At 72.5% G+C, this 24,543-nt stretch carries 21 protein-coding genes and 1 pseudogene; 15 read left to right on the plus strand and 7 right to left on the minus strand.

The genetic code is table 11. From position 1 onward, the window contains the following. The first annotated feature begins 39 nt into the window (after positions 1 to 39). Positions 40 to 1,845, plus strand: a complete 1,806-nt coding sequence (gene sucB, locus IH50_RS0108990) for a 2-oxoglutarate dehydrogenase, E2 component, dihydrolipoamide succinyltransferase (RefSeq protein WP_030859151.1) — start codon at positions 40 to 42, stop codon at positions 1,843 to 1,845. A 100-nt stretch (positions 1,846 to 1,945) separates the two neighbouring features. Here the strand turns inward: sucB and IH50_RS42465 are convergent, their stop codons facing one another. Beyond that, the gene (locus IH50_RS42465) at positions 1,946 to 2,254 is read right to left on the minus strand and encodes a hypothetical protein (RefSeq protein ID WP_051767222.1); all 309 of its coding nucleotides are present in this window, start codon (positions 2,252 to 2,254) and stop codon (positions 1,946 to 1,948) included. Positions 2,255 to 2,964: 710 nt separating this feature from the next. On the opposite strand from IH50_RS42465, the gene IH50_RS0109005 reads away from it, so the two are divergent. From IH50_RS0109005 to IH50_RS0109020, 4 genes are all read left to right on the plus strand, one after another. Then, on the plus strand, positions 2,965 to 3,588 hold the full coding sequence (locus IH50_RS0109005) for a GntR family transcriptional regulator (protein WP_030228993.1): 624 nt from the start codon (positions 2,965 to 2,967) through the stop codon (positions 3,586 to 3,588). A 371-nt stretch (positions 3,589 to 3,959) separates the two neighbouring features. Further along, positions 3,960 to 6,665, plus strand: a complete 2,706-nt coding sequence (gene aceE, locus IH50_RS0109010; protein WP_030859155.1) for a pyruvate dehydrogenase (acetyl-transferring), homodimeric type — start codon at positions 3,960 to 3,962, stop codon at positions 6,663 to 6,665. 62 nt (positions 6,666 to 6,727) lie between these two features. Beyond that, on the plus strand, positions 6,728 to 7,702 hold the full coding sequence (locus IH50_RS0109015) for a helix-turn-helix transcriptional regulator (RefSeq protein WP_030859157.1): 975 nt from the start codon (positions 6,728 to 6,730) through the stop codon (positions 7,700 to 7,702). 221 nt (positions 7,703 to 7,923) lie between these two features. Next, the gene (locus tag IH50_RS0109020) at positions 7,924 to 8,442 is read left to right on the plus strand and encodes a DUF4240 domain-containing protein (protein WP_030859159.1); all 519 of its coding nucleotides are present in this window, start codon (positions 7,924 to 7,926) and stop codon (positions 8,440 to 8,442) included. Between the two features lie 13 nt (positions 8,443 to 8,455). Here the strand turns inward: IH50_RS0109020 and IH50_RS41975 are convergent, their stop codons facing one another. Both IH50_RS41975 and IH50_RS0109030 read right to left on the minus strand, forming a co-directional pair. Next, complete coding sequence (locus IH50_RS41975) at positions 8,456 to 8,632, minus strand: hypothetical protein (protein WP_199822057.1); 177 nt, start codon at positions 8,630 to 8,632, stop codon at positions 8,456 to 8,458. Further along, positions 8,629 to 9,426, minus strand: a complete 798-nt coding sequence (locus IH50_RS0109030) for a peptidoglycan recognition protein (RefSeq protein WP_420709037.1) — start codon at positions 9,424 to 9,426, stop codon at positions 8,629 to 8,631. The genes IH50_RS41975 and IH50_RS0109030 overlap by 4 nt, the downstream gene beginning before the upstream one ends. A 320-nt stretch (positions 9,427 to 9,746) precedes the next feature. On the opposite strand from IH50_RS0109030, the gene IH50_RS0109035 reads away from it, so the two are divergent. Next, positions 9,747 to 10,931, plus strand: a complete 1,185-nt coding sequence (locus IH50_RS0109035; protein WP_030859162.1) for a MarP family serine protease — start codon at positions 9,747 to 9,749, stop codon at positions 10,929 to 10,931. A 15-nt stretch (positions 10,932 to 10,946) separates the two neighbouring features. Here the strand turns inward: IH50_RS0109035 and IH50_RS0109040 are convergent, their stop codons facing one another. After that, positions 10,947 to 11,432: a GNAT family N-acetyltransferase gene (locus IH50_RS0109040; protein WP_030859164.1), complete on the minus strand. Its 486-nt coding sequence runs from the start codon at positions 11,430 to 11,432 to the stop codon at positions 10,947 to 10,949. Positions 11,433 to 11,504: 72 nt separating this feature from the next. Between IH50_RS0109040 and IH50_RS0109045 the strand changes: the two genes are divergently transcribed. Further along, positions 11,505 to 12,407 carry a TIGR01777 family oxidoreductase gene (locus tag IH50_RS0109045; RefSeq protein ID WP_030859166.1) on the plus strand — a complete coding sequence of 301 codons (903 nt, stop codon included), beginning with the start codon at positions 11,505 to 11,507 and terminating at the stop codon, positions 12,405 to 12,407. A 34-nt stretch (positions 12,408 to 12,441) separates the two neighbouring features. Here the strand turns inward: IH50_RS0109045 and IH50_RS39510 are convergent. After that, positions 12,442 to 12,702 (minus strand): annotated as a pseudogene (locus IH50_RS39510) (zinc ribbon domain-containing protein); the annotation flags it as partial. A gap of 431 nt (positions 12,703 to 13,133) precedes the next feature. Here IH50_RS39510 and IH50_RS0109050 point away from each other — a divergent pair. Then, on the plus strand, positions 13,134 to 14,537 hold the full coding sequence (locus tag IH50_RS0109050) for an NAD(P)/FAD-dependent oxidoreductase (protein ID WP_030859168.1): 1,404 nt from the start codon (positions 13,134 to 13,136) through the stop codon (positions 14,535 to 14,537). Positions 14,538 to 14,896: 359 nt separating this feature from the next. Here the strand turns inward: IH50_RS0109050 and IH50_RS0109055 are convergent, their stop codons facing one another. Further along, the gene (locus IH50_RS0109055) at positions 14,897 to 16,351 is read right to left on the minus strand and encodes a hypothetical protein (protein WP_030859170.1); all 1,455 of its coding nucleotides are present in this window, start codon (positions 16,349 to 16,351) and stop codon (positions 14,897 to 14,899) included. Positions 16,352 to 16,641: 290 nt separating this feature from the next. On the opposite strand from IH50_RS0109055, the gene lipB reads away from it, so the two are divergent. The 4 genes from lipB (at position 16,642) to IH50_RS0109075 (ending at position 19,803) form a co-directional block, all read left to right on the plus strand. Further along, the gene (lipB, locus tag IH50_RS0109060; protein WP_030859172.1) at positions 16,642 to 17,442 is read left to right on the plus strand and encodes a lipoyl(octanoyl) transferase LipB; all 801 of its coding nucleotides are present in this window, start codon (positions 16,642 to 16,644) and stop codon (positions 17,440 to 17,442) included. A gap of 152 nt (positions 17,443 to 17,594) precedes the next feature. Continuing rightward, positions 17,595 to 18,560: a lipoyl synthase gene (gene lipA / locus IH50_RS0109065; RefSeq protein WP_030859174.1), complete on the plus strand. Its 966-nt coding sequence runs from the start codon at positions 17,595 to 17,597 to the stop codon at positions 18,558 to 18,560. A gap of 267 nt (positions 18,561 to 18,827) precedes the next feature. Next, positions 18,828 to 19,058 (plus strand): hypothetical protein, encoded by a 231-nt coding sequence (locus IH50_RS0109070; RefSeq protein ID WP_030859177.1) that lies wholly within the window; start codon positions 18,828 to 18,830, stop codon positions 19,056 to 19,058. A 37-nt stretch (positions 19,059 to 19,095) separates the two neighbouring features. Next, positions 19,096 to 19,803, plus strand: a complete 708-nt coding sequence (locus tag IH50_RS0109075; protein ID WP_030859179.1) for a DUF4191 domain-containing protein — start codon at positions 19,096 to 19,098, stop codon at positions 19,801 to 19,803. 81 nt (positions 19,804 to 19,884) lie between these two features. On the opposite strand, the gene IH50_RS0109080 is transcribed toward IH50_RS0109075, so the two are convergent. After that, complete coding sequence (locus IH50_RS0109080; protein WP_030859182.1) at positions 19,885 to 20,355, minus strand: RDD family protein; 471 nt, start codon at positions 20,353 to 20,355, stop codon at positions 19,885 to 19,887. A gap of 210 nt (positions 20,356 to 20,565) precedes the next feature. On the opposite strand from IH50_RS0109080, the gene glnA reads away from it, so the two are divergent. The 3 genes from glnA (at position 20,566) to IH50_RS0109095 (ending at position 24,452) form a co-directional block, all read left to right on the plus strand. Beyond that, on the plus strand, positions 20,566 to 21,975 hold the full coding sequence (gene glnA / locus IH50_RS0109085) for a type I glutamate--ammonia ligase (RefSeq protein WP_030859183.1): 1,410 nt from the start codon (positions 20,566 to 20,568) through the stop codon (positions 21,973 to 21,975). A gap of 117 nt (positions 21,976 to 22,092) precedes the next feature. Continuing rightward, entirely contained in the window at positions 22,093 to 23,031 is a 939-nt protein-coding gene (locus tag IH50_RS38680) for a DUF1963 domain-containing protein (RefSeq protein WP_051767223.1), read from the plus strand. 26 nt (positions 23,032 to 23,057) lie between these two features. Continuing rightward, positions 23,058 to 24,452, plus strand: a complete 1,395-nt coding sequence (locus IH50_RS0109095) for a hypothetical protein (RefSeq protein ID WP_199822058.1) — start codon at positions 23,058 to 23,060, stop codon at positions 24,450 to 24,452. Positions 24,453 to 24,543: the final 91 nt, after the last annotated feature.

Genomic DNA, 24,543 nt, shown 5'->3' on the forward strand with positions numbered 1-24,543 from the left:
GACACAGACTTCCGCACTTTTAAAGGAGCAACCGAAACCATGGCGGTTTCCGTAACCCTTCCGGCGCTCGGCGAGAGCGTCACCGAGGGCACTGTCACCCGCTGGCTGAAGGCCGAGGGTGAGCGCGTCGAGGCCGACGAGCCGCTGCTCGAGGTCTCCACCGACAAGGTCGACACCGAGATCCCGGCCCCCGCCTCGGGCGTGCTGTCCTCCATCAAGGTCGCCGAGGACGAGACGGTCGAGGTCGGCGCCGAGCTGGCGCTGATCGACGACGGCACCGGCGCCCCTGCGGCCGAGCAGGCCCCGGCCGCCGAGCAGGCCGCCCCGCCGGCTCCCGCCCCGGAGCCGCAGGCCCAGCCCTCCACCGAGCAGGCCGCCCCGGCCCCGGCGCCCACCGCCGAGGCCACGGCCGGCGGCGGCTCCGCCCAGGGCACGGACGTGGTCCTGCCCGCGCTCGGCGAGTCCGTCACCGAGGGCACCGTCACCCGCTGGCTGAAGTCGGTCGGTGACACCGTCGAGGCCGACGAGCCGCTGCTGGAGGTGTCGACGGACAAGGTCGACACCGAGATCCCCGCCCCCGCGTCCGGCACGCTGCTGGAGATCGTGGTCGGCGAGGACGAGACGGCCGAGGTCGGCGCCAAGCTCGCCGTCATCGGCGAGGCGGGTGCCGCTCCGGCCGCCGCCCAGGCCCCGGCCGCCCCCGAGGCCCCGGCGCAGCCCGCCCCGGCTCCGGCTCCCGCCCCGGCCGCTCCGGCTCCGGCTCCGGCTCCGGCTCCGCAGCAGGCCGCCCCGGCGCCCGCTCCGGCCCCGGCCGCCCCGGCTCCGGCCCCGCAGGCGCCCGCGGCCCCGGTCGCTCCGGCGCCCGCCCCGGCCCCGGCTGCCGCTCCGGCCGCTCCGGCCGCCGCCCAGGCCACGGACGAGGGCGCCTACGTGACCCCGCTGGTGCGCAAGCTCGCCGCCGAGAACGGCGTCGACCTGTCCGCCGTCAAGGGCACCGGCGTCGGCGGCCGCATCCGCAAGCAGGACGTCATCGCCGCCGCCGAGGCCGCGAAGGCCGCCGCCCCGGCCCCGGCCGCCGCGGCGGCTCCCGCCGCGAGGAAGGCCCCGGCCCTGGAGGCCTCCCCGCTGCGCGGCCAGACCGTGAAGATGCCGCGGATCCGCAAGGTCATCGGCGACAACATGGTCAAGGCCCTGCACGAGCAGGCCCAGCTGTCCTCGGTGGTCGAGGTCGACGTCACCCGTCTGATGAAGCTGCGCGCCCGTGCCAAGGACGCGTTCGCGGCGCGTGAGGGCGTCAAGCTCTCCCCGATGCCGTTCTTCGTCAAGGCCGCGGCCCAGGCGCTGAAGGCGCACGCGCCGATCAACGCCAAGATCAACGAGGCCGAGGGGACCATCACCTACTTCGACACCGAGAACATCGGTATCGCGGTGGACTCCGAGAAGGGCCTGATGACCCCGGTCATCAAGAACGCCGGTGACCTCAACATCGCCGGTATCGCCAAGGCCACGGCCGACCTGGCGGGCAAGGTCCGGGCCAGCAGGATCAGCCCGGACGAGCTGGCCGGCGCGACCTTCACCATCTCCAACACCGGTTCGCGCGGTGCGCTGTTCGACACGATCATCGTGCCCCCGGGCCAGGTCGCGATCCTCGGCATCGGTGCCACGGTCAAGCGTCCGGCCGTCATCGAGACCGAGGAGGGTACGGTCATCGGCGTCCGCGACATGACCTACCTGACCCTCTCCTACGACCACCGCCTGGTGGACGGTGCCGATGCGGCCCGTTACCTGACGGCGGTCAAGGCGATCCTGGAGGCCGGCGAGTTCGAGGTCGAGCTCGGCCTGTAGGCGTCGTCCGTCGAGGCAGACGCCCGTGCCCCCACCCGGAGTTCTCGGGTGGGGGCACGGGCGTGTGGGGGGCGTGGGCCCGTGTTCCGGTCGGCAGGGATCACGCCGGCGGCTGCGGGGTGACCGGGGTCCACGGGTCGTTGCACACGAGCTGGTTGCCGGGGACGCTGCAGAACGTCTCGACCACCGTGCCGGTGGTGGTGATCACCTGGACGTTCAGCGTGTTCCCCTGCTCGGTCACCGTGATGCTGCAGGCGTTCGTCGGGGCGTCCTGGTTGTCCGACAGGTCCGACCAGGTGTACGGGGCCGGGTCCGCCTGGAGGTCCCGGGTGCCGACCCTGATGTCACTGTCGGGGTTGATGACGCCGGTGTACTGCTGTGAGCCGCGGTTGTAGCTGTCGATACTCACGCACGGCCCGGGAGGACCAGAGGGGCCGGGAGGACCGGAAGGCCCAGGAGGACCAGAAGGGCCAGGAGGACCGGAAGGCCCAGGAGGACCAGAAGGGCCAGGAGGACCGGAAGGCCCAGGAGGACCAGAAGGGCCAGGAGGACCAGAAGGCCCAGGAGGACCAGAGGGGCCAGGAGGACCGGAAGGCCCAGGAGGACCGGAAGGCCCAGGAGGACCGGGGGGTCCAGAGGGGCCGGGAGGGCCGGGTTCGCCCTTACAGGGGTCGTAGTGGCCGTAGCCGCACTTGCCGGGGTCGGGCCCGTCCCCGCCGAGGCCGGTGACCGCCGCGACACCGGCCGGCGAAACACCGAGCAGCGCGACGGCGAAGACCATCGCGCCGCCCAGTCGAAGGCCGCGTCGTCGGGCGGAGACCCACGGGCGCGAGAGTCCGGGCCATTTGGCTCGCGTCATCGTCGTTCATGTCCCGTCTGATCCGAGGGAAAAGTGCAGGATCATTTTTTGGAACGGCCGACTCATCCGCGACTCGTCACGCACATCACTGGTCCGATGACCATATAAAGCCACCTGGTCAGCGCAGCGAGGACCGCGTGTAAGTCTCGTCTCACCTGGGCGAAAGCTCCCCTGTGCGCCCCTCCCGGGCGGGTCGGTCGCCGTATTGTCTAAGCGTCAAAGCCCCCCGGGGGCCCGTGGGCCCCGCTAAGGAGCCCGTCATGACCGCGCCCGTCGTCCACTCGCTGCGCGAACAGATCCGCGAGCACATCCTGGAAGGGATCATCAGCGGACGCTGGCAGCCGGGCGAGCGGATCGTGGAGCGGCGGATCGCGACCGAGCTGGAGGTCAGCCAGACGCCCGTACGGGAGGCGCTGCGCGAGCTGGAGTCGCTGCGGCTGATCGAGTCGGCGCCCAACAAGGGCGTACGGGTGCGGAACCTCACGGCGGCCGACCTGGAGGAGAGTTACCCGGTGCGGGCCGGTCTCGAGGCGATCGCGGCGGAGCTGGCCGCGGGGCGGCTGGCGGAGGACTGCTCGGCGCTGGAGCCGCACGTCGCCGCGCTGTACGAAGCCGACCGGCTGTCCGACGGGACGGGGCAGGTGCGGCATACCGTGGGATTTCACCGGGAGTTGGTGCGGGCGGCCGGGAACTCGGTGCTGCTGCACACGTGGGAGGGGCTGGGGATCGAGGTGTTCACCGCGTTGTCGATACGGTGGCTGGGGACGGTGCAGCAGTCCTATGCGGAGGAGCACGAGGAGCTGGTCGCCGCGTTCCGGCGGCGGGATCCGTTGATCGCGGATCTGGTCAAGGCGCATGTGCTGGGGTGTGCGCCTCGGGCGTGACGCCGGGGGTTTTCTCGCCCCCGCCGCCCCTTCCCTCCCCCACTCTCGGCTTCGCTCGAGCGGGAGGTACTCCCATCGTCCCTGGGGGCTTCGCCCCCAGACCCCCTTCGCGCCCACGCGGCCGAGCCGCCCGGGCTCTTCTGCGCGTACGCCTCCTCACCTGCGCAAACACCCCGACCGGGCAGTCACCCCGTGCCACCGCCGAAGGCACGCGGTGCCTACTTTCTCGGGATTGAGAGATTTTGCCCCTCAACCCTTTGATCGATCATCGATCAGGGAGTTACAGTCGCCAGCGGGCTTGCACCCGAGCCCTCCGCCCTGTCCTGCCAAAGACACAAGGGCACCCCCCTTCGACTGAGGAAGGCGGCGACATGACGACCGACCCCAACGCCATCCAGCCGAGCGAGCTCGACCAGCTCCCGGACCGCGACCCCGAGGAGACCGCCGAGTGGCAGGCCTCCCTGGACGCCGTCACCAAGGCGGCCGGGCCGCACCGTGCCGCGTACCTGATGCGCCGCACGCTGGAGCGTGCCGAGGGAGCCGGCCTCGCGCTGCCGAAGCTCCTCGAGACGGACTACGTCAACACCATCCCCACCGCCGCCGAGCCCTCCGTGGACGGCGACGAGACGCTGGAGCAGCGGATCACCGCCTGGAACCGCTGGAACGCGGCGGCCATGGTGACCCGCGGCAGCAAGTACGGCGTCGGCGGCCACATCGCCACCTTCGCCTCCGCGGCCTGGCTCTACGAGACCGGCTTCAACCACTTCTTCCGCGGCAAGGAGGGTGACGGCTCCGGCGACCAGCTCTACATCCAGGGCCACGCCTCCCCCGGCATCTACGCCCGCGCCTTCCTCGACGGCCGGATCGGCGAGCAGCAGCTCGACAACTTCCGCCGCGAGGCCGGCGGCAACGGCCTGCCGTCGTACCCGCACCCGCGCCGCCTGCCCTGGCTGTGGGAGTTCCCCACCGTCTCCATGGGCCTCGGGCCGATCTCCGCGATCTACCAGGCGCGCTTCAACCGCTACCTGACCAGCCGCGGCATCAAGGACGTCTCCGACTCCCACGTCTGGGCGTTCCTCGGCGACGGCGAGATGGACGAGCCCGAGTCGACGACCGCGCTCACCCTCGCCTCCCGCGAGCGGCTCGACAACCTGACCTTCGTCATCAACTGCAACCTGCAGCGCCTCGACGGTCCGGTCCGCGCCAACTTCAAGATCGTGCAGGAGCTGGAGGCCCAGTTCCGCGGCGCCGGCTGGAACGTCATCAAGACGCTCTGGGGCACGGCGTGGGACGAGCTGTTCCGGCTCGACACCACCGGCGCCCTCGTACGACGCCTCCGCGAGGTGCCCGACGCGCAGGTGCAGACGTACCAGACGCGCGACGCCGCCTACATCCGCGAGGACTTCTTCGGCAAGGACCCGGCGCTCGTCGAGATGGCGAAGCTGCTGAGCGACGACAAGATCCTCGAGTGCTTCCACCTCTCGCGCGGCGGCCACGAGTCCCGCAAGGTGTACGCCGCGTACAAGGCCGCGCTCGCCCACAAGGGCGCGCCGACCGTGATCCTGGCGCAGACCGTCAAGGGTCACACCCTCGGTGAGGGCTTCGCCTCCAAGAACGCCAACCACCAGATGAAGAAGCTGACGGTGGACGAGTTCAAGGCGATGCGCGACCGGCTGGAACTGCCGATCCCGGACTCCCTGTTCGTCGACGGCCAGGTCCCCTACGTCCACCCGGGCGCCGACTCCCCCGAGGTCCGCTACCTCCAGGAGCGCCGTGCCGCCCTCGGCGGTCCGGCCCCGGCCCGCCGCGTGCACCCGGTCGCGCCGCTGCCGCAGCCGGCCGACAAGGCGTTCGCCGCCTTCGACAAGGGCTCCGGCTCGCAGAACGTGGCCACCACCATGGCCTTCGTCCGCCTGGTCAAGGACCTGGTCCGCGACAAGGAGACCGGCAAGCGCTGGGTGCCGATCGTCCCCGACGAGGCGCGCACCTTCGGCATGGAGAGCCTCTTCCCGTCCCTCGGCATCTACTCGCCGATGGGCCAGACGTACGAGCCGGTCGACCGCGACCAGCTCATGTACTACAAGGAAGCCAAGAACGGCCAGATCTTCAACGAGGGCATCACCGAGGCCGGTGCCATGGCCGAGTTCGTCGCCGCCTCGACGTCGTACGCGACGCACGGCGAGACGATGATCCCGTTCTACATCTACTACTCGATGTTCGGCTGGCAGCGCACCGGCGACCAGATGTGGCAGCTCGGCGACCAGCTCGGCCGCGGCTTCCTCGTCGGCGCCACGGCCGGCCGCACCACGCTGACGGGCGAGGGCCTGCAGCACGCCGACGGCCACTCGCCGGTCATCGCGGCGACCAACCCGGCGGCCCTGACGTACGACCCGGCGTTCGCGTACGAGATCGGCGTCATCGTCAAGGAGGGTCTGCGCCGGATGTTCGGCGAGGCCCTGCCCGGCGAGGACCAGAACGTCTTCTACTACCTGACGGTCTACAACGAGCCGCTGCCGCAGCCCGCCAAACCGCAGGCGGCCGGCATCGACGAGGGCATCGTCAAGGGCCTGTACCGCTTCAACACGGCGGAGACGGCCGGGCTGTCCCCGGCGGCCAACGCCCCGCGGATCCAGCTGCTCGGCTCCGGTACGGCGATCCACTGGGCGCTGAAGGCGCAGAAGCTGCTCGCCGAGGAGTGGGGCGTGGCCGCCGACGTGTGGTCCGCCACCTCGTGGACCGAGCTGCGCCGGGACGCCATGGAGGCGGACGAGGCGCTGCTGCGCGGCGAGGACCGGGTGCCGTTCGTCCGGCAGGCGCTCCAGGGCGCCGAGGGTCCGGTCCTCGCGGTCTCCGACTACATGCGCCAGGTCCCGGACCAGATCGCGCAGTGGGTCGAGCAGGACTACTCGTCGCTGGGCGCCGACGGCTTCGGCCTGTCGGACACCCGTGACGCGGCCCGCCGCCACTTCGGCGTGGACGCCGAGTCCATCGTCGTCGCGGCCCTGGCCCAGCTCGCCCGCCGTGGTGAGGTCCAGGCGGCCTCGGTGAAGGAAGCGCGCGAGAAGTACGGCCTGTGACGGCCTGACCGCGCAGGAGGCCCCCGCCCACCCCGGGCGGGGGCTTCTTGCATGATGGGCGCATGCGCGCTGCCCGGCTGATCAAGATGGTGTTGCTGCTCCAGTCCCGGCCCTCCATGACCGCCGCCGAGCTGGCGGGGGAGCTGGAGGTGTCGGAGCGGACGGTCACCCGGGACGCGCAGGCGCTGTCGGAGGCCGGGGTGCCGGTGTACGCGGACCGGGGGCGGATCGGCGGCTACCGGCTGGTCGGCGGGTACCGGACGCGGCTGACGGGGCTGGCGCGCGGGGAGGCGGAGGCGCTGTTCCTGTCCGGGGTGCCGGGGGCGCTGCGCGAGATGGGGCTGGAGGACGCGGCGTCGGCGGCCCGGCTGAAGGTGTCGGCGGCCTTGTCGCCGTCCCTGCGGGACGCCCCCCGTACGGCGGCGCAGCGGTTCCATCTGGACGCGCCGAACTGGTTTCACGAGCCGGACACGCCCGGGCTGCTGCCGGCGGTCGCGGACGCGGTGTGGGACGACCGGCGGGTCACCGCCCGGTACCGGCGTGACGGCGGCGAGGTGGAGCGGGAGCTGGAGCCGTACGGGCTCGTGCTCAAGGCGGGGGTCTGGTACCTGTGTGCGCGGGTGGCCGGGCAGGGGTCCTTCCGGGTGTACCGGATCGACCGGTTCACGGCGGTGGAGGCGGGCGCGGAGCGTTTCGAGCGGGCGGAGGACTTCGATCTGCCGGCGTTCTGGGACGAGCGGGCGAAGCAGTTCGCGCGGTCGATCCTGCGGGCGGAGGTCGTGGTGCGGCTGTCGGCGGAGGGGGTGCGCCGGCTGCCGCACGCCATGGACGCGGTCGCGGCGCGGGAGGCGTTGGCGCGGGCGGGGGAGCCGGAGGGGGACGAGTGGGTGACGGTGACCCTGCCGGTGGAGTCCGAGGAGGTCGCCCGCGAACAGCTGACGGCGCTGGGGGCGGAGGTGGAGGTGCTGGCGCCTCCGTCCCTGCGGGAGCGGTTCGCGGCGGAGGCGGCGCGGCTGGCGGAGCTGTACGGGTTGTGAGAAGGGGGGCCTTTTCGATTCCCTGGTGCGGGGATGGGGTGCCCTCCGGGGATTTCGCCCCCGCCGCCCCTTCCCTCCCCCCACTCTCGGCTTCGCTCGAGCGGGAAGTACCCCCATCGTCCCTGGGGGCTTTGCCCCCAGACCCCCGTGCGCAGTTCCCCGCGCCCCTGTGTGCGCTGCGGGTGCGTCCGTGGGGCGTAGGGTCGATGCTTGACTTCGTGATGGACGAGACGGAGTTCTGGGAGCTGGTGGACGCCGCCCGTGAGGACGCCGGGGGTGATCCGGAGGAGCAGGCCGATCTGCTGGTGGAGCGGCTGCTGCGGCTGGACCCGGAGGCGGTCCTGGACTTCGCCCGTCACTTCGAGTCCCGGTACCACCGCGCCTACCACTGGGATCTGTGGGGCGCCGCCTGGGTGCTGCTGGACGGGGCGAGCGACGACGCCTTCGACTACTTCCGGTGCTGGCTGATCGGCCAGGGCCGGGAGGTGTTCGAGGGGGCGCTGCACGACCCGGACGCGCTGGCCGATCTGCTGGACGAGTTCGACGAGGAGGTCGACGGCGACGGCGAGGACCTCGGTTACGCCGCGGACGAGGCGTACGAGCAGCTCACCGGGACGGTGGCGCCCGACCTCGACCTGCCCCCGGCCCCCGCGGAGCCGGAGGGCACGCCGCTCGACTTCGAGAACCAGGCCCTGCTCGCCGAACGCTACCCGCGGCTGTGGGAGCGGTTCGGGGGCTGAGCGGCGGGCCGGTTCACAGGCGCCGGTGGGGGCACGGCGCGTGGCGCAGGGGCGCGGCGTTGGCCTGCATGAGGGCGGCGGCGGTGTGGGCCGTGGGGCCCAGGACGACGGCGGCGGCGGCGCACAGGGCCGTCCAGGGGCGGCGCAGGGCGTCCGCCCAGGTGGTACTTCGGTCGGGTGTGTCGTTCATGGGGCCTGCTCTTCGTTCCGTGTGTTCCTTGTGTCGTTGTCGTTCCGTACGGCGGTCCGGGTGTCGTCGGGCAGGGTGTCCCCGGTCCCGCGGCCCTGGAGGCGGGCCGCCAGGGACCTGATCTCCGGGAGGCGGGCCCTGAGCGCGGCGCCCGGGCAGTCGGTCATGTAGCCGTCGCTGTGGCCGGCGACCGTGGGCAGGACGGCGGTGGTGCCGGCCGCGTAGCGGCTGCCGCCGTTGCTGGAGACCAGCCGGACGTCGGCGCGCGGGTCGGTGCCGGACGTGCCGAGTTTCCAGGCGGCCACGGCGGCGATCGCGCGCAGCATCTCCCGCGGCACCTCGACCCCCTCGGTGAAGGTGCCGAGGGCGGCGATCCCGGTGGTGCGGTGGTTGAAGCCCTGGGTGTGGGCGCCGGTGACGGGGCGGTCGGTGCCGCCCGCGCGGCCCTCGTAGACGGTGCCGCAGCGGTCGACGACGAAGTTGTAGCCGAGGTCGTCCCAGTCGCGGGCGCCGGTCTGGCCCTCGTACAGGGCCCGGATGATGCCGGGGGCGTCGGCGCAGTCGTAGCCGTTGGGCGAGTCGGTGTGGTGGACGAAGACGGCGACGACCTCGTCGTCGTAGCGCGGCGGCGGCTGGTCCCGCTCGGCTTCGCCCAGCCAGACGGAGCGGGGTACGACGGCCGGCGCCGGCGCCCGGTGGGCGGCCGCGGTCCGTGCGGCGCTGCGCGCGGCGGAGTCCTCGGCGGCGTGCTCGACGCCGTAGGCGCACAGCACCAGGGCGACCGCGGCGGCCACGCCCGGCAGACAGCCGAGCGGCGCCGTGACGGCCCGTGGCGGGCGCGGGGAGCCGGGCCCGCCGTGTATCCGGGGGGAGCGGTGTCTCCGCGCTCCGCGCGGTCTCCTGGGGACACGCATGAGCCCACTGTGGGCCGGTCCGCCCCCGTCCGCGATCCGTACTGCGCCACCCGGTGGAACCATCGCCTCGGTCCGGGACGTTTTCCCCGGTACACGCGCGCGTGGCCGCATTTCCGCGGCCGTCGCGCGCGCGTGGCTGATCACCGGGCCCCTCCCCCACGTACTGATGGGCCGGTGGTCCCGAGAGAGAGGCGGCGTGCGTGGACCTGCTCGACATCCTGCTGTTGCTGGTGGTCCTGGCCTACGCGGCGTCCGGTTACCGGCGCGGACTGCTGGCGGGCTGCGTCTCGCTGGCCGGTTTCGTGGGCGGTGCGGTCGTGGGCGTGTGGATCCTGCCGTGGGTGATGGACCTGGTGACGCCGGGGACGACCCGGGCGACGGTGACGGCCGTCTTCACGGTGCTGCTGCCGGCCGTGACGGGCCATGAGCTGGCGGGGCGGCTGGCGCTCAGACTGCGGCGGGAGCTGGACCGGGGCCCGCTGCGGGTGGCGGACGGGGTCGGCGGGGCGGCGGCCAACTCGGTGGCCGTGCTGATCGTGGCGTGGGTGGTGGCGAGCGTGCTGGGCGCCTCCTCCTCCCCGCTGGTGACGTCGGCGATCCGGGACTCGCGGCTGCTGGGCACGGTGCAGGACGCGATGCCGGACACCACCCCGGGCTGGTTCTCCCGGGCCACGACGGCGCTGACCGAGGCGGGTTTCCCGCAGGTCTTCAACCCGTTCGAGAACGAGTCGACCGCCGAGGTCGCCGCGCCCACCGGCGACAGCGTCACCGCCGCCGCCACCCGGGCGGCGCGGCTCGGCACGGTGAAGGTCGAGGGCGTGACGGGCCTCCAGGGCCGCGAGGGCAGCGGCTTCGTGTACGCGACGGAGCACGTGATGACCAACGCCCATGTGGTGGCCGGCATCGACGAGCCGACCGTGCGCGTGGGCGGGGTGGGGCGGACGTACGCGGCACGGGTGGTGCTCTTCGACCCGCGCAAGGACGTGGCCGTGCTGTACGTGCCGGAGCTGCGGGCGCCCGTCCTGGAGTTCGACGACGACGCCGGTCGCGGCGACTCCGCGGTCGTCGCCGGCTACCCGCAGGACGGCGACCTGAACCTGCAGGCGGCGACGGTCGCAGGCCGGGTGCGGGCCCGGGGGCAGGACATCTACAACGACGCGGTGGTCGTCCGGGAGATCTACTCGATCCGCTCGACCGTCCGCCCCGGCAACTCCGGCGGCCCGCTGCTGACCACCGAGGGCCGGGTGTACGGCGTGGTGTTCGCGCGTTCCACCTCGGACGCGGAGACCGGCTATGTGCTGACGGCGGACGAGGTGGCGGACGACGCCGAGCGCGCGGCGGACGCGACGGCGCCGGTGGACACGGGGGAGCCGGTGACGTCGTAGCCCCCGCGGTCCCCGTCAGACCAGCGACTGCCCCATCAGGACGTCGTCGACGTACTCGCCCCCGAGGAAGAACTCCCCCGGCTGCACGCCCTCCACGACGAAGCCCTCGGACGCGTAGAGCGCGCGTGCGGCGGTGTTGTGGCCGAGCACGCGCAGGGTGATCCGGCGGGCGCCGCGCTCCCGTGCCTCCGCGACGGCGGCCCGCACCAGGGCCCGGCCCACGCCCAGACCGCGCGCCTCCTCGGCGACGGCGAGGCCGCGGATCTGCCGTACGTGCGCGTTGCTGGCGAGTTCGGTGGGGAAGCCGAGACGGACGTACCCCATGATCCGGCCCCCGTACTCGGCGACACGGTGGTCCCGGGGCCCGGACCGCTCGCTGAAGAACGAGTCGTCCGCCGGCGGCGGGGTGACGGCGTGCAGGGTGGACCAGGTCTCGCGGTCGAGGCGGGCCAGTTCCCCCTCGTCGTCGGGACGGGCGATGCGTATGGACGGTTCGGACATGAGTGCCACTGTACGGGCGGATCGCGTCGCCCCGGCCGTGATTTCCGTGCCGTCAGGGGCAGGATGGACGCCATGGAACGTTCCCGAATCGCGGTGGCCGGTGCGTCCGGGCTCATCGGTGGCGCGCTGGCGCGGTCCCTGACGGCGGACGGGCACGAGGTGGTCCGGCTGGTGCGGCGCGTTCCGCGGGCGGCGGACGAGGTCCGCTGGGACCCGGAGCGCGGGTCGGTGGACGCGGCCGGCCTCGCCGGGTGCGACGCGGTGGTCAATCTGGCGGGCGCCGGGGTCGGCGGCCGGCGCTGGACGGCGGCCTACAAGGCGCGGATCAGGGCCAGCCGGGTCGGCGGCACGACCGCGCTCGCCGAGGCCGTCGCCGGGCTGCCCGGGGACGTACGGCCCCGGGTGTTCCTCAACGGCAGCGCGATCGGCTACTACGGCGAGACCGGCGACCGGCCGGTGGACGAGAGCGCGCCGCCGGGCGAGGGCTTCCTGCCGGAGCTGTGCGTCGAGTGGGAGGCGGCCGCGGCACCGGCGCGGGAGGCGGGCGTACGGACGGTGTTCGCGCGCACCGGCCTGGTGGTGGCGCGCGAGGGCGGGGCGTGGGGCAGGCTCTTCCCCCTCTTCCGGGCCGGGCTGGGCGGACGGATGGGCGACGGACGCCAGTACTGGTCGTTCGTCGCCCTGCACGACGAGGTGGCGGCCCTGCGCCATCTCCTCGACACCGACGGACTGTCCGGACCGTTCAACCTGACCGCGCCCCACCCGGTGACCAACCGTGAGATCACCGCGGCGATGGCGCGTGTGCTGCGCCGCCCGGCGGTGTTCGCGGTGCCGGCGCCGGTGCTGCGGGCGGTGCTCGGGGAGATGGCCGGGGATGTCCTCGGCAGCGCCCGGGTGCTGCCGGCCCGGCTGCTGGAGTCCGGCTTCCGGTTCGCGTTCCCCCGGATCGAGGGGGCGGTCCGGGCGGCGCTTTGAATCCTCCCCTCCCTGAAGGGAGGGGATTCCTGGCTCAGGCTGCCTCCTGGAGCGGCGCTCCAGGAGGTCTTGTGCCATCGGCGCCAGCCGGGTTGAGACCAGCCCGGACGAGCATGACGCGTGCGGAGTTCTTGTCCCGTGGGGAGACGGTTCCGCAGGCGGTGCAGGTGTGGGTGCGTTCACCCAGCGGCAGTGCGTGCTTGGCTCTCGCTCCGCACTGTGCGCAGTCCATCGTGGTGTACGCGGGGTGGACCAGGCGGATGTCCCGCCCGTGTTTGCGTCCCATCTCGATCAGATACGACAGCCGCACACACACCCACCCTTCCCGCAACCACCACCCCGACCAGCGATCACAGGCACAAGCGTTCGCCTCACCTTGGGTCATGCTGGTAGCCATACGGGCTTCGGCGACGCTCCGCGTCGCCATACTCGGATGCGATTCCTCCCCGGCGTGAACGCCGGAGCCTCCTCGCAAGAATCAGGTGAAGGCGGGAGGGCGCACCGGCGTGACCACGGTCCGCCCGGGACCGGTCCGTCTCCGAGCCCTCTGCGACCACCTCGTGCCCGTCCGGCGTGCGTATGCGACCGTCGTGCGCCCGTGCCCTGTCCATGCGCGACTGACCGGGTACTCGGCCACAGCCCTAACCTCGACCCGAACTCGGGTATCCCTGGGGCCTGTTGAGGGCATGACGTCTGCAGCGCCCGCGCAACCTCGAGGAGGGGCACGTGCTTGAGCCCACGTACCAGGCGGACGTCGTCGTCGTGGGAGCCGGGGTCGCCGGACTCTCCGCGGCGCGACGACTGACCAGCGCAGGAGTCACCACCCTGGTCCTGGAGGCCGCCCATGAGGTGGGCGGCCGGATGGCGACCGAGAAGATCGACGGCTTCCGGCTCGACCGGATCGGACGGCTGCTGTCCACGGCGTATCCCGAACTACGGCCGGCCTCGGGCCTCGACGGGCTGGTGCTGCGGCCCTTCGCGCCCGGTGTCCTGCTGCACAGCGACGGACGGCACCACCGTGCGGGCGTGCAGCCGGGCGCGAGAGGAGCGCGGAGCGCGAGGGGCGCACTCCATGCCGTGCGCGCCCTGGCGAGCGCCCCACGGCCGGGCGGCGGGCCCGGAAGGCCGGTGGCCGTGCCCGGACGGCAGGTGTCCGTGCCCCGCAGCCGCACCGGCGCCCCGCTGGGCACGGCGGTCGACCAGGCCCGCCTGGGCGCCGCGTTCAGCAAGCTCGCGGGCACGCCGGTGGAACGGCTGCTGGCCCGGCCCGAGACGACGGCGGCCGAGGCGCTGCCGGCCCGGGGCCTGCCCGCCCGGACCATCGACGGCTTCCTGCGCCCTCTCCTCGCCGCCCTGCTGTGCGATCCGGACCTCACCACGTCCAGCCGGTGCGCGGATCTGGCGCTGCGGGCGTTCGCGAGCGGGCGGCTGTGTGTGCCGGAGGGCGGTGCGGAGGCGCTGCCGCGGGCACTGGCGCGGACGCTGCCGCCGGGCACGGTGCACACGGGGGTGCGGGTCACCTCCGTGTCGACGACCTCGGTGACCACCGCGGAGCACGGGGAGTTCCGGTGCGGCGCGGTGCTGATCGCGACCGGGGCGCGGGCCGCCGCCGAGCTGCTGCCCGGGCTGCGGGTGCCGGGCTTCCACCCCGTGACGGTGGTGCACCACAGCGTCGACGAGGTCCCGGGGGCCGGTACCTCGCTGCTGCTCGACGCCGAGCGGGGCGGGCCGGTGGCGCACACGGCGGTCGTCAGCCGGGTCGACCCGTCCCGGGCCCCGGCCGGGCGCACGCTGGTCAGCTCGACGGTCCTGGGGCCGCCGGCGCCGGGGGTGGACACGGCCGTGCGCATGCATCTGGCCCGGCTGTACGGGGTGTCGACGGCGCGGTGGGAGACGCTGGGGGTGTATCACACGGCGGAGGCGGTGCCGGCGATGCGACCGCCGCACGATCTGCTGCGGCCGGTGCGGTTGCTGGCGGGGCTGTACGTGTGCGGTGACCACCGGGACACCGGGACGGTGCAGGGGGCGTTGCACTCGGCGCACCGGGCGGCCGCGGCGATCCTGGCGGATCTGGGCGTGGGGCGGTCGATGCACCAGGCGGATCCTGTACCGAGCGCTCACGCGGCGTGAGCCGGGGGGTGCCCCGCGCGGATGCGGTCCGGGGCGTCCGCGCCGACCGGCACCTCGCCGAGGCCCGGCTCGGGTGCGGGCCGGGGCGTTCGCACCGCCCGGCACCTCGCCGGGCGGTACGCGAGTGCAGGCCGGGACGTCCGCACCACCCGACACCTCGACGGGCCCCGGCTCGGGTATGGGCCGGGGCGTTCGCACCGCCCGGCACCTCGCCGGGCGGTACGCGAGTGCGGGCCGGGACGTCCGCGCCACCCGACACCTCGACGGGCCCCGGCTCGGGTTTGGGCTGGGGCGTTCGCACCGACCTGCACCTCGCCGGGCCCCGGCGTGGGTGACGGAAGCCGCGGGCGCTGCCCCGGTCAGCCGTAGGCCGCGACTCTGTCGCGGTACGTGCGTACGGGGGCGGCGTCCCGGTACGGCTCCAGCCTGCGTTCGAAGTCCCGGACGTACTCGACGGCCCGGACCGAGCGCATCTCCGCCGCCGCCCCGGCCGCCTCGGCGGCCAGCTGGCACGCCTGGTCCAGCTCCCCCAGACCGAGCCGGGCGGTCGCCAGCACCACCCGGCAGAAGAGCCGGCTGCGGGCGTACCCCGGCGCCCGCAACCGCAGTGACCGCTCGGCGTGCTGCGCGGCGGCCCGGAACTGCTGCAGATCCCGGTGGCAGTGCCCGAACTCGTCGGCGAGCTGCGCCTCGTCGAAGAAGCGCGCCCAGTACGGAACCTCGTCACCGGGCCGCGCCCCCTCCAGCGCCCGCTCCGCGCGCACCAGCGCCGCCGTGCAGGCCCGCACCTCTCCGAGCACCCCGTGCCCCCGCGCCTCGGCCGCGTGCAGCAGCGCCTGCACGGCCGGCGGTCCCGACCCGCCCGCCCCCTGCTGGGCGACCCGCGCGAGCTGCACGGCCTCCCGTCCGTGCCCGAGGTAGACGGCCTGCCGGCTCATGGTGACCAGGACGTATGCGCCGTACGCCCGGTCCCCCGCCGCCTGTGCCAGCCGCAGCGCCTGCACGAAGTACCGCTGCGCGAGCCCGTGCGCCGCGATGTCGTACGACGTCCACCCGGCCAGCCGCGTCAGATCCGCGGCGGCCGCGAACAGCCGCCGCCCGGTCTGCTCACCGTACGTGCCGCGCAGCATCGGCTCGCACTCGTGCTCCAGGTACCGCACGAGGGCCTGGCGGGCGTGCCCGCCGCCGTACGCGTCGTCGAGGGTGCGGAACAGCTCGCCGACCGACCGCAGCGCCGCGATGTCACCGCCGGTGACCCGGTGGCCCGGACCGCGTTCGGCCGCGGCACGCCGGCGCGCGAGCAGTTCGGCCGGCCGCAGCGGCGGCCGGCCCTGTGCCGGAACCCGTACCGGCGGCTCCGCCCGGGCCACCTTCTCGTCCGCCCGCCCGATCAGCCAGTCCCGGCTCGGCACGACCAGCCCCGCCGAGGTGAAGGCGATCTTCCGCAGCTCGGCGTGGCTGCCGGAGTCCTTGCGCCACAGCCCGCTGACGATGTCGACGGCCTCCTCGGGGGTGGCGGCGAACTCCAGCCCCGCGTAGACCGGCGCACAGGCGTCCAGCCCCAGGTCCTGCGCGGTCAGCCGCCGCCCCAGGCGCCGGGTGAAGACCTCGGCGATCAGCGCCGGGGTCGTACCGCGGGGCTGCTGCCCGCGCAGCCAGCGGGTGACGGACGTCTTGTCGTATCTCAGGTCGAGCCCGTGTTCGAGACCGAGCTGGTCCACGCGACGGGCGAGTCCCGCGTTGGAGAACCCCGCTTCTGCGATGAGCGCGGCGAGCTGTCGGTTGGGGGTGCGCTGCGCGGGTCGTTCCGTCATCTGCGGTGCGGTCTCCTGCCTTCCGGCTGAGCGAGGTGCCCGGATTGCCTGTGAGCAGCCCTTATGGCCACACGGACGGCGTGAATGTAGCGGAGAGTAAGCACCCGATCGCAGAATTCGACCGTCATTCATCCGATCGTGTGAGGATTGCCCGAAGGCTGACAGTCGCCCCGGCCGACTCGGCCGGCCCGACCGACCCCGACCGGCCCCCGGTCACCCCCCGCTCGAACGGTCGTACAGTGGCGTGGGCGCGTTCCGTGCCTGACGACCTTCTAGGGAGGCGCTTTGCCGTGAGCGATCTGCGGTTCGTACGGATGGGTTTCGGGGCCGAGGCCGTGGACTACCAGCTGGCCTGGGACGAGCAGCGCCGGGTGCACGCGGCACGGTTCGCCGACGAGGTGCCCGACACCGTGATCCTTTTGGAGCACCCCCCGGTCTACACGGCCGGCCGGCGCACCGCGGAGAACGAGCGCCCCCTCGACGGCACCCCGGTCATCGACGTGGACCGCGGCGGCAAGATCACCTGGCACGGCCCCGGCCAGCTCGTGGGCTACCCGATCCAGAAGCTGCCCCGCCCGGTGGACGTGGTCGCGCACGTCCGCCGCCTGGAGGAGGCCCTGATCCGCACCTGCGCGGAGTTCGGCCTGGAGACCACCCGGGTCGAGGGCCGCAGCGGCGTCTGGGTCCTCGGCGACCCGGTGGAGCAGCGCCCCACGCTCGGCGGGCTCTCCCTGGACTTCGACCCCCGGCTCACCGACGACGAGTTCGACCCCCGCCTCAACGGCCCGGAGTACGCGCCCTCCAACGCCGGCCAGCGCCGCGAGGACCGCAAGATCGCCGCGATCGGCATCCGGGTGGCCAAGGGCGTCACGATGCACGGCTTCTCGTTCAACGTGAACCCCGACAACAAGTGGTTCGACAAGATCATCCCGTGCGGCATCCGCGACGCGGGCGTCGCCTCCCTGGCGGACGAGCTGGGCCGCGACATCACGATCGCCGAGGTGCTCCCCGTCGTGGAACGCCACCTCCGGGACATCCTGGAGAACGCGGAACTCAAGCCGAGGATCGTCGAGAAGGCCCCGGCGGCATAAACGCGCGGAGCCCGGTGTTCGCAGTCGTGGTGGTCCAGGCCGAACCGGGGGCCGCGGCCGACAGCCGTCAGCAGGCGGACACCCCGCCTGGCATTCAAATCAACGGGCGTACGCTTACGCACGCCGAAGAATCAATCGCTAGGGAGCCGGTCGTGTCCGCAGTCGCACCCGACGGACGCAAGATGCTGCGCCTGGAGGTCCGCAACAGCCAGACCCCCATCGAGCGCAAGCCCGAGTGGATCAAGACCCGGGCGAAAATGGGCCCCGAGTACTCCAAGATGCAGAACCTCGTCAAGAGCGAGGGGCTGCACACGGTCTGCCAGGAAGCCGGCTGTCCGAACATCTACGAGTGCTGGGAGGACCGCGAGGCGACCTTCCTCATCGGCGGCGACCAGTGCACCCGGCGCTGCGACTTCTGCCAGATCGACACCGGCAAGCCCGAGGCGCTGGACCGTGACGAGCCGCGCCGCGTGGGCGAGTCGGTCGTCACCATGGACCTGAACTACGCCACCATCACCGGCGTCGCCCGCGACGACCTGGAGGACGGCGGCGCCTGGCTGTACGCGGAGACCGTGCGCCAGATCCACGCGCAGACGGCCGACCGCGCCGAGGGCCGCACCAAGGTCGAGCTGCTCGCCCCCGACTTCAACGCGGTCCCCGAGCAGCTCGCGGAGGTCTTCTCCTCCCGCCCCGAGGTGTTCGCGCACAACGTCGAGACGGTCCCCCGGATCTTCAAGCGGATCCGCCCCGGCTTCCGCTACGACCGCTCCCTGAAGGTCATCACCGAGGCCCGCGACTACGGCCTGGTCACCAAGTCGAACCTGATCCTCGGCATGGGCGAGACCCGTGAGGAGGTCAGCGACGCGCTGCGGCAGCTGCACGACGCGGGCTGCGAGCTGGTCACCATCACGCAGTACCTGCGGCCCTCCGTGCGCCACCACCCCGTGGAGCGCTGGGTGAAGCCGCAGGAGTTCGTGGAGCTGAAGGAGGAGGCCGAGCAGATCGGCTTCTCCGGAGTGATGTCCGGCCCGCTGGTCCGCTCCTCGTACCGCGCCGGCCGCCTCTACCGGATGGCGGTCGAGAAGCGGGGCGCGTACGTGGCCTCCCAGGCCGTCTGACCTCGCCCGGAGCCCTCCGGCGGCACACCGCCGACGGCGTGTGAATTCACACACAAGGCCCTACTCGCCGGTAATGGCCGAGACCACGCGGCCCCGACCGTCCTCGCAGATGAGGGCACAGGTCGGGGCCGCGTCGGCGTTCCGGACCCTCCCACCGGGGCTTCATGCCTGTTTGACCGGCCGGTCACGCCCTGGTAACACCAGTCAGTGAGCCTGGAATCACCGCACGTGCACCCCTGTCCGCCGGCACCGAGGGAGACCTCCACCATGCAGGCCGCGCCCGTCCGCGCCACCGCCATCCCGTCCTTCGCCACCGCACTGCGCGCCGTCGAGTCGCTGCTGATGAGCGGCGGTCAGCGCACCGCCCGCCGCAACGCCTGGACCTCGGTGCTGGAGGACCGCCGTCGCGCCAGGGACCGGGTCGAGGCACAGCGCGTCCTCGACCAGACCCCGAGCGCCCCGCCCCTGAGCGTCCCGTCCCTGCCGACCCGCCCCTGACCCACCGCCCCCCGCCGGGACACGTAGACTTCATGACATGGCGAGGAAGGAAACCGCAGCGGACGCTGCGAACCCCGGGCGACTGAAGCAGATCGCCCTGACCTACAAAATGACCCGCAGGGCCGACAAGAAGATCGGTCTTGTACTCGCGGCTGTCGGAATCGTCACCTTCGGTGTCTTCCTCGCGATCGGTTTCTTGATCGGGCACCCCATCTATCTCGGCATCCTGGGCTTCCTGCTCGCCTTCCTCGCGACGGCGATCGTCTTCGGGCGCAGGGCCGAGCGGGCCGCCTTCGGGCAGATGGAGGGACAGCCGGGCGCCGCCGCGGCCGTGCTCGACAACATCGGCCGGGGCTGGACGACGACCCCCGCGGTGGCGATGAACCGCAACCAGGACGTGGTGCACCGCGCGGTCGGCAAGGCCGGCATCGTGCTGGTCGCCGAGGGCAACCCGAACCGGGTGAAGAGCCTGCTGGCCGCCGAGAAGAAGAGGATGAACCGCATCGTCGCGGACGTCCCGGTGCACGACCTGATCGTGGGCACCGGCGAGGGCCAGGTCGAGCTGAAGAAGGTCCGTACGACCATGCTCAAGTTGCCCCGCGTGCTCACCGGCCCGCAGGTCACCGCGACCAACGACCGGCTGCGTGCCCTGGGCGACCTGATGAGCAACATGCCGCTGCCGAAGGGCCCGATGCCCAAGGGCATGAGGCTGCCGAAGGGCGGCGGCGGCCAGCGAGGCCGCTGACCCGCTCCGTACCGCTACGACGACGGGGGCGCCGGAATCACTTCCGGCGCCCCCGTCGTCGTATCCCGTCGAAAGCGGCTGTCAGATCCGCACCTCGACCGTGCGGGCCAGCCGGTCGTGCAGTCCGCGGCCGTCACGGTCCCAGACGAGGGCGGGGACGGCCAGGCACAGCAGCACCGAGCGCACCAGCCCGCGCAGCGGCTGGATCCGGCCGCTGTCGAGGGCGACCACCCGCAGCCCGAACAGCCGCTTGCCGGGGGTGAAGCCGACCGTGCCGACGGTGAGGACGCTCAGCACGAGGAACACCAGAAGCGCCCAGTTGCTGGTCGCCTGCCCCTCGTAGCCCTGGGTGATCAGGCCGTATGCGATCAGGACGCACAGACCCCAGTCCACGGCGAGGGCGCCGAGCCTGCGGCCGGGACCCGCGATCGAACCCGGTCCGTTCTCCGGCAGCCCCAGCTGCTCGCCCCGGTAGCCGAACTCGGCACCGGCGTCCTCCAGGGCCGCGCGGGGCCCCGAGAGCCATGATCCGATTGCTTGCCTGTTGTCCACCCGTCCACGGTACTGCGCCCGGATATGACCACAGGACGGCGGGGTGCGCCGGGGCTACCGTGGGAGAGGACCCGGTTAACTTGTGCGAAACAAATGGGTCACGCCCGAGAAATGACCCGTCCCTAGGGTCGAGGGGAGCGTGTGCCACCCGCACTGGCCACACGAACGATCTACCACCCCGGCGGGACGGTCGGGAGTAGGAGGAGCTGGATGTTCCAGAACGCCGACGACGCCAAGAAGTACCTCGCGGACGAGGACGTCAAGTTCATCGATGTCCGGTTCTGCGACCTCCCGGGTGTGATGCAGCACGTCACGATCCCTGCCGAGGCGTTCGACCCGGACGAGGAGCTGGCGTTCGACGGATCGTCGATCCGCGGCTTCCAGGCCATCCACGAGTCCGACATGTCGCTGCGCGCGGACCTGTCGACCGCCCGGGTCGACCCGTTCCGCCGTGACAAGACGCTGAACATCAACTTCTTCATCCACGACCCGATCACGGGCGAGCAGTACTCCCGCGACCCGCGCAACGTGGCCAAGAAGGCCGAGGCGTACCTGGCCTCCACCGGGATCGCGGACACCGCGTACTTCGGTCCCGAGGCCGAGTTCTACGTCTTCGACAGCGTCCGCTTCAAGACCTCCGAGAACGAGTCCTTCTACCACATCGACTCCGAGGCCGGCGCCTGGAACACCGGTGCGCTGGAGGACAACCGCGGTTACAAGGTCCGCTACAAGGGCGGCTACTTCCCGGTCCCGCCGGTCGACCACTTCGCCGACCTGCGTGCCGAGATGTCCCTGGAGCTGGCCAGGGCCGGCCTGAAGGTCGAGCGCCAGCACCACGAGGTGGGCACCGCCGGCCAGGCCGAGATCAACTACCGGTTCAACACGCTGCTCGCCGCCGCCGACGACCTGCAGCTCTTCAAGTACATCGTGAAGAACGTCGCGTGGCGCAACGGCAAGACCGCGACCTTCATGCCGAAGCCGATCTTCGGTGACAACGGCTCGGGCATGCACGTCCACCAGTCGCTGTGGGCGGGCGGCGAGCCGCTCTTCTACGACGAGCAGGGCTACGCCGGCCTGTCGGACACGGCCCGCTACTACATCGGCGGCATCCTCAAGCACGCGCCGTCGCTGCTGGCCTTCACCAACCCGACGGTGAACTCGTACCACCGTCTGGTGCCGGGCTTCGAGGCCCCGGTGAACCTGGTGTACTCGCAGCGCAACCGCTCCGCCGCGATGCGCATCCCGATCACCGGCTCCAACCCGAAGGCCAAGCGCGTCGAGTTCCGCGCCCCGGACGCCTCCGGCAACCCGTACCTGGCCTTCTCGGCGCTGCTGCTGGCCGGCCTGGACGGCATCAAGAACAAGATCGAGCCGGCCGAGCCGATCGACAAGGACCTCTACGAGCTGGCTCCCGAGGAGCACGCGAACGTGGCCCAGGTCCCGACCTCCCTCGGCGCGGTCCTCGACCGCCTGGAGGCCGACCACGAGTTCCTCCTCCAGGGCGACGTCTTCACGCCGGACCTGATCGAGACGTGGATCGACTTCAAGCGCGCCAACGAGATCGCCCCGCTCCAGCTCCGCCCGCACCCGCACGAGTTCGAGCTCTACTTCGACGTGTAAAGAGCGAGGTCGCACCCGCGAAGGCCGTCGCCCCGGACCAGGGGTGGCGGCCTTCGCCGTGCGGCCGGTGGCGGTCCGGCCGAGTGGATCGTCAGTGGGGCACCACAGAATGACGCCATGTCATATACAGACGAGTTCCGCGCCTTCGCCTCCCGGCACGGCGTCTCGAGCGACGCCATCACCCGGATCATGTGGAACATGCAGCCGTCCTTCCACATCTACGCGACCGATGAGGGCGCCGTCGAACCCGGGGAGATCGTGGTGGGTTACGTCGGCGGGCTGCCGGAGTTGCCCGCGGACACCGAGTGGGACCCGGGGCACCACTTCGTCGCGGCCCTCGACCTCGCCGCGCTGCCGAAGCAGCCGCTGGACGCCGGCCTCCCGCGTGAAGGGCACCTGTTGTTCTTCGCCTTCGAGGACTACCACGCCGAGGACGGTGTCGTGCCGGTGATCCACGTCCCGCCGGAAACCGGGACGGCCGTGCGTCCCGTGCCCGTGGGCGAGAGCTGGGACGGCGAACCGTACGAGCTGGAGCCGCTGAGGCGGCAGGTACTGGTCTGTGATCCCGGCACGTCGTGGGACGTGCTCGGCTGGATGTGGGACCCCGAGGTCCCCGAGGAGGGGCAGACGATCGAGCTGCTGTCCCTCGATGAGGAGATTAACGAGGAGGAGCGGGAGGGGCTCGGCCTGCTCCTGGCCGCTGTCCGGGAGTACGCCGAGCGGACCGGGACGCTCCCGCGCGTGGAACGCAACGGCGGACTGCGCGGGGTGGAGATGAACCCTCCGTACTACCGGGCCGTGTACGACGCGGAGTTCCTGAGGAAGTGCGAGGAGGCCGTGGTCGTCTGCCGGGACACCCCCGAGAGGTTCGAGGAACTGTACGCCCGGGCCATGGCGGAAGCGGCGACCAAGGAGGGAGGCCCGTGGCTGAACCTCCTGGAGCTCACTCAGGCCGACGTCTTCGACTGGGGCGACGGCGAGGTGGGCTGGATCATCAACCGCGACGACCTGCTGGCACAGCGCTTCGACCGCGTCCGGCAGGCGTACAACTGCTGACCGCGGATCCGGACGAGGGGGTCGAAATGTCGGACGCCGGTGAGGGGACGGCCTTCGTCCGTCCCGGGGCTCAGGCCGGGACGGACGGTGCCGGGGGCCGGGGCGTGACGCCGACGGCGCGGGGGCGCCGGGTGGTGGCGCACCGGCTGCGCCTGCTCGCGGCCGTACTGGTGAGCCTCTGCGCCCTGCTGGGAGCGGTGCGGCTGGTGGTGCCCGCCACCGCGGGACCGGACGGCGAACCGCCCGGGATCGAAAGACAGTTGGCGTTCCTGCGGGAGGCCCTGGACGACGGGGCCGGTGACGAGGCGCAGGCCATGTTCCCCGAGGGGCATTTCTTCCTGCACGTGCTCTACGGGCTGAGCCGGGTCGAGCTCGGCATGCGCGCCCCCGCCGGCGAGCGGTCGACGGCGTTACGGGAGGCCCGGTGGGCGCTTCGGCGGCTGGACTCCCCGGCGGGCCGGGCCCCGTTCAGCCCGGAGCTCACCCCGCCGTACGGTGTTTTCCACCGGGGGTGGAGCAACTGGCTGCGCGGCGGGGTGCTGAGTCTCCAGCAGGCCGGGCACCGCGATGCCGCCGAGGTGCGCCGGTTCGCGCGCGACTCGGCCGAGCTCGGCGCGGCGTTCGACGCCTCCTCCTCTCCGTATCTGGAGGCGTACCCGGGGCAGGCGTGGCCGGTGGACTCGACCGTGGCGGTCGCGTCGCTGCGGCTGCACGACCGCCTGCTGCCGGACCGGTTCGGTCCCACCGTCCGGCGGTGGTTGCGAGAGGCGCGCGAGCGGCTCGATCCGCGCACCGGACTGTTCCCGCACCGGGCCGACCCGGTCACCGGGGAGCCGGCCGAAGTGGCCAGGGGCACCTCGCAGAGCCTCATCCAGCGCTTTCTGGTCGACATCGACCCCGCCTTCGCCGCCGGGCAGTACTCCCGCTTCCGTGACCTGTACCTGACCGCACCGCTCGGTCTCGGGCCGGCGGTGCGGGAGTATCCGGACGGCATGGACGGACCGGCCGACGTCGACTCCGGTCCGCTTCCGCTCGGGGTGAGCCTGTCGGCGAGCGTCGTCACCATCGGTGCGGCCCAGGTCCACGGAGACGCCCGGCTCGCCGGCGCGCTCGCGGGCGTCAGCGAACTGGCGGGCGTTCCGGTCGGCACTCCGTGGACCAAGCGGTACGCCTTCGGTCTGCTCCCGGTCGGTGACGCGTTCCTGGCCTGGTCGAAGACCGCCCGGCCGTGGGTGGCCCCGGTGCCGGCCCCGCCGCCGGCGGCCGTTCCGGCGTGGTGGCGCGTCCCTCTGCTGTCACTCCTGGTGCTGTCCGGCGCCCTGCCCTGGCTGCCCGCTCTGCTACGGCGCCTCCGGGACCCGCGGCGGGCCCGGTCCCGCACCCTGCCGGACGTCCGCCCCGGGAACGGGACGGAGCCGTGAGCCCTCCCCCGCTGCCGTCGTATGACCGGAAAGCTTCCCTCTCCGTACGCGGAGAGGGATCCTTGATCTGACACTGTTGTTCGAGAGAAGG

The sequence above is a fragment of the Streptomyces sp. NRRL S-37 genome (assembly GCF_000721605.1).
Classification (GTDB): Bacteria; Actinomycetota; Actinomycetes; order Streptomycetales; family Streptomycetaceae; genus Streptomyces.

Coding starts and splice junctions, on each gene's coding strand:
- sucB (WP_030859151.1), top strand. CDS start 40: ATGGCGGTTTCCGTAACCCTTCCGGCGCTCGGCGAGAGCGTCACCGAG.
- IH50_RS0109005 (WP_030228993.1), top strand. CDS start 2,965: ATGACCGCGCCCGTCGTCCACTCGCTGCGCGAACAGATCCGCGAGCAC.
- aceE (WP_030859155.1), top strand. CDS start 3,960: ATGACGACCGACCCCAACGCCATCCAGCCGAGCGAGCTCGACCAGCTC.
- IH50_RS0109015 (WP_030859157.1), top strand. CDS start 6,728: ATGCGCGCTGCCCGGCTGATCAAGATGGTGTTGCTGCTCCAGTCCCGG.
- IH50_RS0109020 (WP_030859159.1), top strand. CDS start 7,924: ATGGACGAGACGGAGTTCTGGGAGCTGGTGGACGCCGCCCGTGAGGAC.
- IH50_RS41975 (WP_199822057.1), bottom strand. CDS start 8,632: ATGAACGACACACCCGACCGAAGTACCACCTGGGCGGACGCCCTGCGC.
- IH50_RS0109040 (WP_030859164.1), bottom strand. CDS start 11,432: ATGTCCGAACCGTCCATACGCATCGCCCGTCCCGACGACGAGGGGGAA.
- IH50_RS0109045 (WP_030859166.1), top strand. CDS start 11,505: ATGGAACGTTCCCGAATCGCGGTGGCCGGTGCGTCCGGGCTCATCGGT.
- IH50_RS0109055 (WP_030859170.1), bottom strand. CDS start 16,351: ATGACGGAACGACCCGCGCAGCGCACCCCCAACCGACAGCTCGCCGCG.
- IH50_RS0109070 (WP_030859177.1), top strand. CDS start 18,828: ATGCAGGCCGCGCCCGTCCGCGCCACCGCCATCCCGTCCTTCGCCACC.
- IH50_RS0109075 (WP_030859179.1), top strand. CDS start 19,096: ATGGCGAGGAAGGAAACCGCAGCGGACGCTGCGAACCCCGGGCGACTG.
- glnA (WP_030859183.1), top strand. CDS start 20,566: ATGTTCCAGAACGCCGACGACGCCAAGAAGTACCTCGCGGACGAGGAC.
- IH50_RS38680 (WP_051767223.1), top strand. CDS start 22,093: ATGTCATATACAGACGAGTTCCGCGCCTTCGCCTCCCGGCACGGCGTC.
- IH50_RS0109095 (WP_199822058.1), top strand. CDS start 23,058: ATGTCGGACGCCGGTGAGGGGACGGCCTTCGTCCGTCCCGGGGCTCAG.